Origin of the sequence: Nannocystis pusilla, assembly GCF_026626665.1 — a bacterium.
GTDB lineage: Bacteria > Myxococcota_A > Polyangia > Nannocystales > Nannocystaceae > Nannocystis > Nannocystis pusilla.
Map to the genome: position 1 here is coordinate 6,275,401 of NZ_JAPNKE010000002.1, position 13,149 is coordinate 6,288,549.

Annotated in this window: 13 protein-coding genes and 2 pseudogenes; 8 read left to right on the top strand and 7 right to left on the bottom strand. The window is 71.4% G+C overall.

All coding sequences use genetic code 11. The features are described 5' to 3' along the window. The first annotated feature begins 5 nt into the window (after positions 1-5). Genes OV079_RS27695 through OV079_RS56260 form a run of 3 tightly spaced genes read left to right on the top strand, consistent with a single transcriptional unit; the run spans position 6 to position 2,643 of the window. On the top strand, positions 6-647 hold the full coding sequence (locus tag OV079_RS27695) for a phosphopantetheine-binding protein (protein ID WP_267778658.1): 642 nt from the start codon (positions 6-8) through the stop codon (positions 645-647). Continuing rightward, a complete protein-coding gene (locus OV079_RS27700) occupies positions 644-1,417 on the top strand; it encodes a thioesterase II family protein (protein ID WP_267771937.1) in 774 nt (257 codons plus the stop codon). Before OV079_RS27695 ends, OV079_RS27700 begins: the two co-directional genes overlap by 4 nt. Next, positions 1,414-2,643: a cytochrome P450 gene (locus OV079_RS56260; RefSeq protein WP_267771938.1), complete on the top strand. Its 1,230-nt coding sequence runs from the start codon at positions 1,414-1,416 to the stop codon at positions 2,641-2,643. The genes OV079_RS27700 and OV079_RS56260 overlap by 4 nt, the downstream gene beginning before the upstream one ends. 31 nt (positions 2,644-2,674) lie before the next feature. Here OV079_RS56260 and OV079_RS27710 read toward each other — a convergent pair whose 3' ends face one another. The 3 genes and pseudogenes from OV079_RS27710 to OV079_RS27720 all read right to left on the bottom strand — a co-directional run bounded on the left by OV079_RS27710 (position 2,675) and on the right by OV079_RS27720 (position 5,071). After that, positions 2,675-3,295: a hypothetical protein gene (locus OV079_RS27710; RefSeq protein WP_267771939.1), complete on the bottom strand. Its 621-nt coding sequence runs from the start codon at positions 3,293-3,295 to the stop codon at positions 2,675-2,677. A 13-nt stretch (positions 3,296-3,308) separates the two neighbouring features. Then, positions 3,309-3,908 (bottom strand): hypothetical protein, encoded by a 600-nt coding sequence (locus OV079_RS27715; RefSeq protein ID WP_267771940.1) that lies wholly within the window; start codon positions 3,906-3,908, stop codon positions 3,309-3,311. Positions 3,909-4,293: 385 nt separating this feature from the next. Further along, positions 4,294-5,071: pseudogene (locus OV079_RS27720) on the bottom strand (NAD(P)H-dependent oxidoreductase). Between the two features lie 118 nt (positions 5,072-5,189). Between OV079_RS27720 and OV079_RS27725 the strand changes: the two are divergent. Continuing rightward, a complete protein-coding gene (locus OV079_RS27725) occupies positions 5,190-6,092 on the top strand; it encodes a LysR family transcriptional regulator (protein WP_267771941.1) in 903 nt (300 codons plus the stop codon). 154 nt (positions 6,093-6,246) lie between these two features. Here OV079_RS27725 and OV079_RS27730 read toward each other — a convergent pair whose 3' ends face one another. Next, positions 6,247-6,702, bottom strand: a complete 456-nt coding sequence (locus OV079_RS27730; protein WP_267771942.1) for an SRPBCC family protein — start codon at positions 6,700-6,702, stop codon at positions 6,247-6,249. Between the two features lie 417 nt (positions 6,703-7,119). Here OV079_RS27730 and OV079_RS58690 point away from each other — a divergent pair, with 417 nt between their 5' ends. Next, a complete protein-coding gene (locus OV079_RS58690; RefSeq protein ID WP_267778659.1) occupies positions 7,120-7,761 on the top strand; it encodes a glutathione S-transferase family protein in 642 nt (213 codons plus the stop codon). Positions 7,762-7,884: 123 nt separating this feature from the next. On the opposite strand, the pseudogene OV079_RS58695 reads toward OV079_RS58690, so the two are convergent. Beyond that, positions 7,885-8,649 (bottom strand): annotated as a pseudogene (locus tag OV079_RS58695) (AraC family transcriptional regulator); the annotation flags it as partial. Positions 8,650-8,850: 201 nt separating this feature from the next. Between OV079_RS58695 and OV079_RS56265 the strand changes: the two are divergent. Next, positions 8,851-9,741 (top strand): AraC family transcriptional regulator, encoded by an 891-nt coding sequence (locus OV079_RS56265; protein WP_267771944.1) that lies wholly within the window; start codon positions 8,851-8,853, stop codon positions 9,739-9,741. A 31-nt stretch (positions 9,742-9,772) separates the two neighbouring features. Here the strand turns inward: OV079_RS56265 and OV079_RS27750 are convergent, their stop codons facing one another. Beyond that, positions 9,773-10,426 (bottom strand): hydrolase, encoded by a 654-nt coding sequence (locus OV079_RS27750; protein ID WP_267771945.1) that lies wholly within the window; start codon positions 10,424-10,426, stop codon positions 9,773-9,775. A gap of 524 nt (positions 10,427-10,950) precedes the next feature. Continuing rightward, positions 10,951-11,376, bottom strand: coding sequence for a sporulation protein (locus tag OV079_RS27755; RefSeq protein ID WP_267771946.1), 426 nt, complete (start codon positions 11,374-11,376; stop codon positions 10,951-10,953). Between the two features lie 117 nt (positions 11,377-11,493). On the opposite strand from OV079_RS27755, the gene OV079_RS27760 reads away from it, so the two are divergent. Both OV079_RS27760 and OV079_RS27765 read left to right on the top strand, forming a co-directional pair. After that, positions 11,494-12,270, top strand: coding sequence for a YoaK family protein (locus tag OV079_RS27760; RefSeq protein WP_267771948.1), 777 nt, complete (start codon positions 11,494-11,496; stop codon positions 12,268-12,270). 338 nt (positions 12,271-12,608) lie between these two features. Continuing rightward, the gene (locus OV079_RS27765; protein ID WP_267771950.1) at positions 12,609-13,082 is read left to right on the top strand and encodes a nuclear transport factor 2 family protein; all 474 of its coding nucleotides are present in this window, start codon (positions 12,609-12,611) and stop codon (positions 13,080-13,082) included. Positions 13,083-13,149 lie beyond the last annotated feature (67 nt).

The window sequence follows — 13,149 nt, forward strand, 5'->3', positions numbered from 1 at the left end:
ATCGCCTGTGGCGCGGCGACCAGCAGTTGCTCGCGCGCATCCTCCCCGCCCCCGGCCTCCCTGCCGACGCCCTCACCTCCCTCCACCCCGCGGTCATGGACGCCTGCGTCCACGTCCTCGCCGCCGCCCTGCCCGGCGACGCCCCGCTCGCCCTCGTCGGCGGCGGCATCGACCGCGTCCGCCTGCGCGCCCGCCCGCGCGGCACCTGTCTCTGGAGTCATATCGTCATTCGCCCCGCCGACCCCGGCCTCGTGATCGGCGACCTCACCCTCTTCGACGACCACGGCCAGGCCATCGCCGAGCTCGACGGCGTCCGCCTCCACGCCACCACCCCCCAATCCGTCTCCCCCGACCTCCGCCGCCGCCTCCTCGACCTCCCCGCCGACGAGCGCCCGCGCCTGCTCGAGCAGCACCTCGTCGGCCTCCTCGCCGGCGTCCTGCGCATCGACCCCGAGCGGATCGGCGTCGACGGCGAGTTCGCCGACCTCGGCCTCGACTCGATCATGGTCGTCGAGTTGCGCGATGCTCTGCGCGCCGGCCTCGGCCTGCAGATCGCCGCTGCCCTCGTCTGGCAACATCCCAGCGTCCGGGCCCTCGCCGCCTGCCTCCTCGCCCGCCTCGCCGCCCCCGAAAGGACTTCCACGTGACCGCCCGCGACCCCGCCGCGCTCTGGTTCCACAGCCCGCGCCCGCGCCCCGACGCCCGCCTGCGCCTGTTCTGCTGCGCCCACGCCGGGGCCGCCGCGCACGTCTTCCACGCCTGGCCGGCCGGCCTCCCGCCCGACGTCGAGGTCTGCGCCGTCCAGCTCCCGGGTCGCGCCTTTCGCCTCGCCGAGCCCGCCTACACCGCCGTTGAGCCGCTCGTCGCCGCCCTCGACGCCGCCGCCGCCCCGCTGCTCGATCGGCCCTTCGCCGTGTTCGGTCACAGCATGGGCGCCCTCGTCGCCTTCGAGTGGACCCGCGCCCTCCGTCGCCGCCGCGGCCCCCTGCCCGAGCGTTTGTGCGTGTCCGCCTTCCGCGGCCCGCACCTGCCCGACCCCGCCACCCCGCTGCACCGCCTCGCCGATCACGAGTTCGTCGCCACCTTGCAGCAGCGCCACGGCGTCCTCGACGACGCCCTCGCCGACCCCGAGCTGCGGGCCTTGATGCTCCCCGTCCTGCGCGCCGACTTCACCGTCCTCGAGACCTACGAGCACCGCCAGGAGCCGCTCCTCGACCTGCCGCTGCACGCCTTCGCCGGCAGCGACGACCGCGGCGTCCCTCCGGCCCAGGTCGCCGCCTGGGCGCTCCAGGCCGGCCGCGGCTTTTCCCTCGACGTCCTCCCCGGCGGCCACTTCTTCCTCCACACCGCCCGGGCCGACCTGCTCGCCCGGCTCTCGCGTCTGTTGTCTGCGCCTCGCGCTCAGGAGCTCCCGTGACCGCCACCACCGCCGCACCCATCGTCTTCGACCCGAGCGACCTCGGCTTCATCGCCGACCCTTACCCGACCTATCGCCGGCTGCGCGAGCAGGCCCCGGTGTATCGCTGGGAGCCCGCGCGGATCTGGGTCGTCAGTCGCTACCACGACGTCGTCACCGTCCTGCGCGACCGTCGATTCAGCCTCGACGACGCTCACTGGGAGTTCGCCGCCCCGCCGCCCGCGGGCGCCCAGCCGACCGCCTACCAGCACTTGATGAAGAACAGCCTGTTCCGCCTGCCCGAGGTCGACCACCAGCGGATCCGCCGGCTCGTCGCCCCGGCGATGAGCCCGCGGACCCTCGTCGGCCTCCAGCGCGACGTCGACGCCGTCGTCGGCGACGCGCTGGCCCGCCTCGCCGGCCGCGACGACGTCGACCTCGCCCGCGAGTTCTCCGAGCGGATCCCCCTGCGCGTCATCGGCCGGATGCTGCAGATCCCCGAGCGCCACGAGGAGACCTTCCGCCGCTTCGGCCTCGCCCTCATCGACTCGATCAGCGTCGCCCTCTCGCCCGACGAGTTCGCCGCCACCATCGCCCCGATCCCCGCCGGCCTCGACATGCTCAACGAGGTCATCGAGGAGCGCCGCCGCGACCACGAGCCCGGCCTGCTCACCGCCTGGATCGAGGCCGAGGAGGCCGGCGAGCGGCTCACCCGCGACGAGCTCGTCGCCCTCGCCGGCAGCATGATCACCGCCGGCACCGACACCGCCGTCCAGCTCGTCAGCTTCGCCGTGCTCGACCTCCTGCGCCACCCCGACCAGCTCGCCCGCCTGCGCGCCGATCCCGGCCTCGTGCGCGGCGCCGTCGACGAGGTCCTGCGCTTCGACCACTTCGGCAAGGGCGGCGTCCCGCGCTTCCCGCTCGAGGACGTCGAGCTCGGCGGCCGGCAGATCCGCCGCGGCGAGATGGTCATCGGCCTGGTCGGCTCGGCCCTGCGCGACCCCGAAGTGTTCCCCGATCCCGACCGCTTCGACATCGGCCGCAGCCAGGCCCAGAGCATCGCCTTCGGCAGCGGCCCGCACTTCTGCGCCGGCGCCTCCCTCGGCCGCATGATGAGCCAGACCGCCGTCCTGTCGCTCGTCACCCTTTACCCCGAGCTCGCCCTCGCCGGCCCGCCGACCTTCGAGAGCCACGCCTTCTTGCGCAAGATCAGCCACCTCCCCGTGCACCTCGGCCCGGCCGCGTGAACCCCATCGAGAAGTCGAGCCCCCAGGCCATCTATTCTATAGATGTCTCATGAGACATGTAATGAAGAGCCTGGGGCTCTGGGCGATCGAGCGCAGGCGAGAGCGCCGGCTCGACGGGCGCGCGCAGCCGACGACGCCGAGCCGACGCTCGCACGAAGCCGGTGAAGGCGGCGAGCCAGAGGACGCCCAGGGCTTTCGTCCACCATCCCGGGTAGAAGACGAAAAAGAAGAACCCGAGGTTTAGGACGTGATGCACCAGGCGGTCGCATCTCCCGAACGAGCGCGACATGAATTCTTCGTAGTCATCGAGTCCGCCCATGTTCCACCGAGAACAGGGCGCAGGTGCTCTCTCCGTCGACGAGGGCTCCATGCCCGCATCCATGACCGGCCTGCGCCGATGTCGCCGGGCGAGCCACTGGCGGGCGAGCCGCTCCACGAGGCCACCCCAGACTTGATAGTACAGATAGGACGCCAGCGCGCTCTGCCACCAAGCCACCGGAAAATAGAGCGTGAGCGGAAAGAGGAGCAGAAAGAGGGGCAGCCAGAAGAGGAGCGCGATGGGCGTGAGGAACGCCCGCGCCCAGAATTGCTCGGTCGGCAACCAGCCCCAGGGCTGAGGCGGTAGCGGTGTATAGACACTGAGCGCAGACATGGGGTCCCGTCTTCTAGTTCTGCGCGTCCCCGCATTTTTTATGCACGATCGCCCCGGTCTGAGCGCCCACCTGAGTGCCCAGACCGACACAGGCGGGGGTGCCGAGACCTACGGTCCCCCATTCACACCCCGCAATGACGCCGGCGGCGATTGCCAGGCCACTGAGCCCGGCTGCGACTGCGCAAAGGAACCTCTCCTTGCCGGTCAGCAACTCAAGGACGACGTTGTAGTCCCAAACCTGATACACGCTCGCGGACAAGAGATGCGCCTCCTCGCCGGTGAGGTCGCCGAAGGCCGTGCTCTCCGCCACGACCTCACCGCCCAGGTATTCCAGTTCGACGAGTACGCGGCGGTCGAGGGTCAGTCGCGCCACGCCGGCGCCATCCTCGCCGATGCGCGCGGCAATCACTACGTGGCCTAGCGGGATGTCATAATCAACCCGCATGAAAGCCTCGTCCCCGGGCTCGACGACAGCAACGACGTCCCGGAGCTCGATCGACGATTCAAGGCTGTTTAGCACGGTCTGCACGTCCTCGCCCGGCGCGCCGGTCGCCAAGGGCGCCCTGTCGAGGTCAGGGGACAGGAGGAGGGAGAGGACGGTGAGGGCGTGCATCACCTTTCCGTACGGCACTGAATGGGCGTCGATGGCGCCACCACGCAAATCGACGTCGTGATCGCTGAATGCCTATGTGTAGGGATGCCGCCTCTCATCGTGCGGAGGAGGCGCTGTCGAGGCGGGCGACCGCGGGTGCGCCCCGCGCGTCGGCTCAGGGCAGCAGCGTGATCGGGAGCTGCGCCAGCGCCTCGTAGTCGACGTCCGTCGCCGCCGGTTCGGTCGTCCCGCCGGTGGTCGGCGGGTCGCTCGCGGTCGTGACGCTCGCGGTCGTGCCGGTCGTGCTCGCGACATGTGGGGACGAACTCGACGGGTGCGCGGGGGGTTCTGCCCACAGGTCCGAGCTCGATCCGACGCCCCGGACTGCAGGTGCCGCGCGCCCCTCTCAGCGCCGGTGCAGCCGGAACCCCTGCTGCCCCGCCTGCTCCAGCCCCTCTTTCAATCGCATCGAAGGGATCTCGTAGTCCCCGCCGTTCTGCCGGCGATACGCGATCGGTGCATCGACGAACAACCGTGAAAGACGACTATCGAGCTCGGTCGCCACGCTCTCGAAGCGCCCCGCGTCCATGCGACTCGCGCGATAGACCACGAACGGATCGAGCACCGAGAAGCCGGGATAAAACAAAACTCCGTGCTGGATGGGGAACAGCAGGTCGTCGATCGGCCCGTTGATCCCGCGCTCATGATAATGCTCGGACCAGCCGCCGGTCGTCACCACCAGCATCGCCCGCTTGCCCGCGAACACTCCCTCGCCGTAGCGATCGCCCCAGCGGCGGTCCGAGTGCTCGCCGACCCCGTAGGCGAACCCGTGCGCGTACACCCGCTCCACCCAGCCCTTCAAGATCGCCGGCATCGAGAACCACCAGCGGGAACTGCAGGATGACCGCGTCGGCCCACAGCAGCCGGCGCTGCTCCTCGGCCACGTCGGCGGTCTGCGTGCCCTCGGCGAACGCGCGGTGCGACGCCGCGACGACGTCGAGGCGCGCCCCTGCGGCCTCGGCCGGGAAGTCCGCGCCGTCGAGCGCGGCCTTCCAGCCCTGCGCGTAGAGGTCGGACACGATCACCTCGTGCCCCTCGGCCGTGAGCGTCGCGACCATGCGATCGCGGAGCGAGCCGTTGAGCGAGCGCGGCTCGGGGTGGGCGTAGACGATGAAGATCTTCATGGCATCCTGGTCCTTCGCGACGAGCGGGCCGCCGGGCGTGCGCCGGCGGACGCCCTCGATCTTGGGCCCGCCCCCGCCCGCGTTGAAATCGCCGCGCTTGTGTGCTGCTATCACCCGCGTGGATAGCAGCCGCCTCGACCTCGACTTGCTCGTCGCGCTCGACGCCCTGCTCGCCGAGCGCAACGTGACGCGGGCGGCCCGGCGCCTGCACCTCAGCCAGCCGGCCCTGTCGGCCCAGCTGCAGCGGCTGCGCGACCTCCTCGGCGACCCGCTCCTCGTCCCTGCCCAGCGCGGCATGACCCCGACCCGGCGCGCGCTCGAGCTGCAGGCCCCGCTGCACGAGGCGCTCGAGGGCGTCCGCGCCGCGCTCGCCACCGGCGCCGGCTTCGATCCTGCCACCGCTCGGCTGACGATCTCCGTCGCCGCCTCCGACTACATGCAATACGCGGTGCTGATGCCGCTCGCCTTCCAGCTGCGGCGCGAGGCCCCGGGCCTGCGGCTGGCCTGGCGGGCCCTCGACGTCGCCCAGCTCGCCGCCCAGGCCGAGCGCGGCGAGGTCGACCTCGCCTTCCTCACCCCCGAGTCCGCGCCCGAGCAGCTGCGCAGCCGCAAGCTCCTCGACGAGCGCTACGTCGTCATCGTCCGCAAGGGCCACCCGCACGTCGCGGCCCCGATCGATCTCGACCAGCTCTGCGCCCTCGACCACGTCGTCGTCAGCCCGAGCGGCGGCGGCTTCACCGGCCCCACCGACGCGGCGCTGGCCGCCCACGGCCGCGAGCGCCGCGTCGTCCTCTCGGTGCCCTCGTTCCTCATGGTCCCCGAGCTGGTCGCCCGCTCCGACCTGGCCGCCCTGGTCCCCGAACGCATCGCCCGCGACCGCGCCGACCGCCTCCAGCTGCTCGAGCCCCCGGTCCCCGTCCCCGGCTTCGCCATCACCATGGTGTGGCACCGTCGAGCCGCCCGACACCCGGCGATCACCTGGCTCCGCGACCGCGTGCGCAGCTTCGCCAGGGGCGTCTGACCCCTTGACGTGTCTCTCCGGACATATGGCTCATCGACCATGCCGGCTCACCGGCGGCCCTGCAGATCGATCGGGTCGGCGATCGAGGCTGCGAACGGCTGCTCCGCCGCGATGCGGACCGCGAGGTCGCGCCGGCGACCTCGCGTCCGGCGGGTCAACCCTCCGGGATCTCCGGCGTCACCAGCAATCCGAACAGGTACAGCGAATCCTGCCACCCCAGGTAACACGATTCGACCGGGATCGCGTCCGGCAGGTTCTCCTGGGTCACGCGAACCTCGGTCCCGCACGAGACCTTCCGCAGCTCGACGGTGGTCACGATCTCGCCGGGCATGTTCGGATCTTCGAAGGCGTCGGTGTAGCGGATTTTTTCGTTCGGGACGAGCTCCAGGTACCTCCCGCCGAAGCTGTGGCTGTTGCCGGTCGAGAAGTTGGTGAAGCTCATGCGGTACGTGCCACCGACCGTCGCCTCCAGGTGATGCACGGTGCAGGTGAAGCCGTGCGGCGGCAGCCACTTCGAGAGGGCGGCGGCGTCGAGGAAGCCCTTGTAGACGCGCTCCGGCGGGGCGGCGAAGACGCGATGGAGGCGAACGGTGTTGTTCTTGGCGGACATGTGGTTCCTTTCGGTGGTGGAGGCGGGGCCTCATGTCCACGTCGAACGAGCCGCCGCGAATTCGACAACCATCGGTCGCGGCCCGCAAAAAATCGTGGAGCCCGCGGAAGGTGGCGTACGGCCCCGGCGAACGCTGCCGCGGCGGCGGGCTCGACCGGAGCGCACACGACCGGCTCGGCTCGCCCGCGACGACGGGACCGCGACGAGCGCGGCTCGCGCGACGGCAGGCCGGTCCGCGCCCTCGCGGGTCCTCCCGCCATGAAGAGGATCGGGCACGAAGCGAAGAAGTTCTGGCATGAACCCCAGGGTGCGGGCGACGTAAGTTGACGCCGTGACCGTCGGCAAGACGCGGAAGCCCACGCGTGACGGTGAGGCTCCGGTCCCCGGCTTCGGCCCCCAGGAGGTTCTTTTAAAATGATGCTCAAGATTCATCACCTCGGCCGCTCGCAATCCGAGCGCGTCGTCTGGCTCTGCGAAGAGCTGGGCGTCCCTTACGAGCTGCGCCGTTACCGACGCGACGCGGTCACGCGCCTCTCGCCGCCCGAGCTCGCGGCGCTGCATCCCCTCGGCGCCGCGCCGCTGCTCGAGGACGGCGCATTGCTGCTCGCCGAGTCGGCCGCGATCGTCGAATACATCATCGTCAAACACGGCTCCGGCCGGCTCCGGCTCGACCCCGATCATCCCGACTACGCGGCCTATCTCTACTGGTTCCACTTCTCAAACGGGAACCTGCAGCCCGCGCTCCTCCGGCTCATGACGGTCAGCCGCGCGGGCCTGCCGGCAGCTCACCCCGCGCTGGCCTCGGTGCAGATGCGGCTCGATCGCGTGATGCAGCTCGTCGACGCGCGCCTGCGCGAGGCCCCCTATTTCGCCGGCCGCGAATTCACGGCGGCGGACATCATGAGCGTGTTCTCGCTGACCACGATGCGGCTCTTCCAGCCGGTCGACCTGCGGCCGTATCCCGGCATCCTCGCCTACCTGCAGCGCATCGGCGAGCGGCCGGCCTATCGCCGCGCGATCGCCGAGAGCGATCCGGACCTCGTGCCGATGCTCGATTGAGCGGTCGCACGTCTCACGTCGACGACGAGCGAGGCATGTCCTGCTTCGGCGAGGCGCCGAATTGCGCGTGTACTCGCGGCTGAACTGCGTGGCGCTCTCGTAGCCGACGCCGAACGCCGCGTCCGAGACCGACGCCTCCCCGGCTCGCAGCAGGCGCCGCGCCGCGAGCAGCCGCAGCTCCTTTTGGAACTGCAGCGGCGACATCGCGGTGATCGCCTTGAAGTGCTTGTGAAACGACGACGGGCTCATCCCGACGCTGCGTGCGAGCTCCGGGATCGCGACCGGCGAGCGGAAGTCGTGGCGCAGCAGCGCGATCGCCCGCGCGATCGCGCTGGCGTGGCTGTCGTGGCGAGCCAGGCTGCGCAACATTGCGCCCATGGGCGCCGTCGCCAGGCGATAGTGAATCTCCCGCGCGATCAGCGGCCCGAGCACCGCCGCGTCCGTCCGCGTGCCTGCGAGCGCGACGTAGCGCGCGAACGCATCCACGAGCGACCCATCGCACGCGTGGACCGCGAGCGGACGACACTCGGTGGTCGAGGGCGCCGCGTCGGCGATCTCGTCGTACAGGCCGCGCAGCGTGTCCAGGTCGACGTCGAACAGCAGCGCGAGATACGGCGCCTTCTTGACGCGAGCGATCACCGGCAGGTCGTGGCTGACCAGCAGACACTCGCCGGCGCCCATCGGGTACGACTCGGCGCCGAGCACCGTCTCTTTGCGCCCCTCGAGCACGAGGATGACCACCGGCTCGTAGACCGCGGCCTCGAACGAGGTCGGCCGGTGGTGGCGGAGAACCCCGAGCATCGGCAGAGGCCGCACGTATTGCATGCCGGAGCCGTTCGGGGGCGGCAGCTGCCGCCCCACCCGATCGGCGAGTTCGGCGAGGTTCATGACGCCAGCCTAGCACCGCGCCGGCCAGCGCTCGCGACGCGACCTGTCCCCTGGGACATCCCCCGACCGCCGGCCGTCTGCGCTCGGGGACGCGAGCGCTCCGACCCGCGCATCGAGCCGCGCGGAGCCGGTAATCCGAGCGCCCGAGCGGCCGCGTCCCCCGCCCCGCGCGCCGGACCGCTTTGGCCTAAGATGCTCGCCGTGACCGGCCAGTCACCCCGCGCCGAGAACATCCGCGCGATCCGTGCCGAGCGGAAGGTCTGGAGCGGCGTCGAGGTCGCGGCCATCGACGTCTACAGCGCCGGCGAGGGGCGCGTCGTCCTCGATCTGACCCCGCAGCGCTTCCGCCTCGGCGTCCTCCTGCAGCAGGTCGGCGGTTACTGCGAGGGCCGTACCGCGCTGGGGCGACCGGGCGTCACCCGCAACCCCGGCGCGCGCTTTTTGGCCCTCACCCCCGCGAGCATGCCCCTGTGGGGCTACAGCGACCGGATCTCGTACTGCCACGAGCTCGCGCTGTCGTTCGACGCGGCCGAGCTGTCGACCCGCCTCGGCGAGCCGCTGCGCGACGACCTCGACCTCGCGCCGCGGTTTTGGCTGTCGAACGAGCGGATCTTCGCCCTCTCGGAGCTCCTCTCCGCCGAGGTCAGCGGCGGCGGCGAGTTCGGCCAGCTGTACGGCGAGAGCCTCGTGCTCGCGCTCCTCGTCGAGTACCTGCGGGCGGTCCGCGAGCGCGCGCCCGCCTCGCGCAAGGGCGGCCTGTCGCCGCGGCAGCTCCGCGAGGTGTGCGCGTACATGCAAGAGCACCTCGGCGCGCCCGTCGGCCTGCGCGAGCTCGCGACCCTCGGCGGCATGTCGCAGGCGCACTTCAGCCGCGCCTTCAAGGCCTCGACCGGCGTCCCGCCGCACCGCTGGCAGCTCAACGCCCGGGTCGAGCGGGCGCAGCAGCTCCTGCTCCGCGCCGACGTCTCGCTCGCCGACATCGCCTTGCAGCTCGGCTTCGTCGATCAGTCGCACCTCACCCGCGTGTTTCGCCGGGTCGTCGGCGCCACCCCGAGCGCGTGGCGGCGGGCGCACGGTCGGCGCGCGCGCTAGCAGCTCGCGCGCGCCGCCGAGTCGGGCTTCTTCAGCCCGCGCCGCGGCTGCCCGTGCGGAGCAGCTGCATCTCCCACGCGAACGCCACCCCGGTGCCGCCGCCGTGGGCCATCATGTTCTCGGCCAGCGCCGGCACGCTCGCCTCGCGGGCCCAGTCGCGCTGCAGCTCCGAGCCGAACACCATCCACGTGATCGGCACGGCGCCGGCCTGGATCATGCGTCGCACCGCCATCTCGTGGGCCTCGAGCGACACCCCGCCCGACGCGTCGGTCACGATGTAGACCTCGTAGCCCTCGCCGAGCGCGTGGATCGTCGGCATCGCCAGGCAGATCTCGGTCCACAGCGCCGCCATCACGATCTTCTTGCGCCCGGTCGCCGCGACCGCGTCCACCACTCGCCTGTCCTCCCAGGTGTTGATGAACGTGCGGTCGATCGGCTTCTGCTCGGGGAACACGTCCTGCAGCCCCTGGATCAGGTAGCCGCCGCGCTCCTCGAGCACCGTCGTCAGGATCGTCGGCACCCCGAAGCTCTTGGCCGTCTTCGCCAGGGCGACGACGTTGTTGATGACCATCGTCGGGTCGTGGCTGTGCAGGTTGGCGAACTGGAACGGCTGATGGTCGATCAGCACGAGGACGCAGTTGTCGGGGGTCAGCAGCGCGTCGAGGCCGGTTTTCTGGCTGGTCATGGCATCTCCTGGCGAGCCGCGGACGGCTCGCTCGCCGGCGAACCCTAGCCAGGGGCCCGGTCGCGGCGCTTGGACGATCGTGCCGTCCTGGTCGATCCGTGCCGCGGGCTCGCCTGACGCCGCGCTCCGAGCCGCGCCGAGCGCAGCGCCGGCGAACGCCGCACGCGCTCCGACCGGCAGGACGCATCGACCTGCCGGCCGCCCGGCCACCCTCACGCGCCGGCGCGCGTGCGGGCGAGCTGTCGCGCCGGACAGAATCACGGCAGCGAGTCGGGCGTCAATGACGGCAGCGCAACAATGACGGCACTGCAACGATCACCGCGCTGTCACTGCAATGATAGGTCCGCGGCTGTCATTCGTGACACCTCACGAGCGCCTCGCGGCGCATCCTCCGCCGCGAACGCGGATTCGTGGTACCGGCGGGTTCTCGCCGCTCGATCCGACCTGCGATCGCTCACGCCGCGGCTGGTCGCGCGGCGGCGCCTCGGCGGGCGCTCGGCGGCGCCGCGGCGGAAGCGCGAGGGTCAGGCCACGACGTCGAGCGGGAGTTCGGCGCGTGGGTCGACGCCGGCGATCGGCACCTCGGCCAGGAGCGCGTAGGCTCGCGGTCCGTCGCTCGGCTCGAGCTGCGGCGGCAGCGGCAGCGCGAATTCTCGCACGATCCGCTCGCCGCTGCGCAGCACCGGCGCGTCCAGGGCCAGCTCCGCCGCGGCCACCTGGCGCCGGCTCTCGCGGTCCGGCGGCGCCGCCCCGCTGGGCACCATGTGCGTGAGGTGCTGCTCGTCGAAGTGGAGCAGCACGCGCTCGACCGGCACCTCGTAGGTCCCGCCGAGCAGCACCAGGGTGCCGCGGAGGACCTCGCCGGGGCGCACCGGGCCGACGACGCCCTCGATGGCGAGGGTGGGTGTACCGATACCGACCGCGCTCTTCAATCGATGGATGAATTTCATCTTATCGCGACTATACTATAATACCAACCGGACGCAGGCGGCTCCCACCAATGGTGGTACGACCCCTCCTTCGAACCGGAATAGCTTCTCCGCATTCGACAGACGCGAAACAGGACGATGCTGACGCTCTACCGACCCGAATCGATCTTCTCGCCGCGGCACGCCCCAAGCTGGCTGCTGTTCACCTTCGCCGCCGGCGCCGTGAACGCTGCCGCGCTGCTCGCCTGCCAGACCTACGTGACACACGTGACAGGCACCGTCACCCGCCTGGGCATGGAGGTCATCCACTTCGAGCCGTTCCTCGACTTCGCGCTGGTGCTCGGCTGCTTCATCGGCGGCGCGATGCTCTCGGGCCTGCTCATCAACGGGCGCGCGCACGCGGGCAAGCCCCCGCTGTTCGGCGTGCCGCTGTGGATCGCCTTCTGGCTGGTGCTGTTCACCGCCCTGGGCGGCCACTTCGGCCTGCTCGGCAACTTCGGCGGCGCGGTCACCCACACGGTCGACTTCCTCCTGCTGGCGATCCTCAGCTTCGCCATGGGCCTGCAGAACGCCGCCATCGCCACCAGCACCGGCCTGTTGGTCCGCACCACCCACCTCACCGGCCCCGCGACCGACCTCGGCATCCACCTCGCCGAGCTGTTCTTCTCCACCGACGAGGCGCGCGCGCACGCCAAGCGCCACGCCGCCCTGCGCGCCGGCAAGATCGCCGCCTTCGCCGCCGGCGCCGCGGTCACCGTCCCGCTCGCCCATCGCGTCGAGTTCCTGGCGTTCCTGCTGCCCGCGGCGATGATGCTGCTGGCGATCACCCTGAGCTTCCTCCCCGACCGGATCGCCAAGGAAGTCCGGGCCCGCCGGCGCGACCGCTCGGTCGCCCGCGCCGCCGCCGTGCCGTGAGCGACGTGGCCTCAGGGACAGATCGGTCGGCCGGGTGGGTGGGGCTCGTTCGCCCCTCCCGCATGATCGGGCCGCGGATCGACCTGCTTTAAAAACATGTCCTATGCGCCATGCGTGGATCCCGGGCGCGCGTGACTCGGGTGGTCCTGGCGACTGTGACAGGTCTCCGTATTGAGACCCGCGGCGATGTTTCACCGCAGCGCGAGAAATCGTCACAGCACGCGCGAGGCCCGCGCAGTCGACGGGCCGCCGGGTTCTCCCGGCTTCGAGGGCCCGCCGGGGCGCTCGCGCGGCCTCGCCGGCGCGGCTCGGCTAGCATTCCGGCCCGCTTCGAGATCATGCAGTCCCTCGCCCTCGCCCTCGCCCTGCTCCTCACCCAGGCCGCCGCGCCCCAAGCCGCCGCCCCGCCGCCGGCCGCCACCATCGACGCCAGGACGCGCGCCGCGATCGAGGCGGTCGCCTACGATTACGTCGACGGTCAGCTCGAGGGCGACCCCGCCCGCGTCGCACGAGCGCTGCACCCCGACCTGGCCAAGCGCGCCGTCGTCGGCGCCGGGCCAACCTCGCGCGAGGTCTTCCCGCTGCGCCGCATGAGCGCCGACGAGCTCATCGAGCTGACCCGCCAGGGCGCCCTCAAGACGCCGAAAGAGCAGTGGAACCGCTCGGTGCGCGTGCTCGACGTGACCGGCACCGCCGCAGTCGTGCGCGTCGAGACCCCGTGGTTCGTCGACTACTTCCACATGGGCCGCTTCGGCGAGCGCTGGCTGATCGTCAACGCCCTGTGGTTTAATAAACCGCAGCAGCCCGGCTGATACATCCGCGCGCCCGAGCACAGACCTGTCGTCGACGCCTCGAGGCTCGACGCACCGCAGCAGCCCG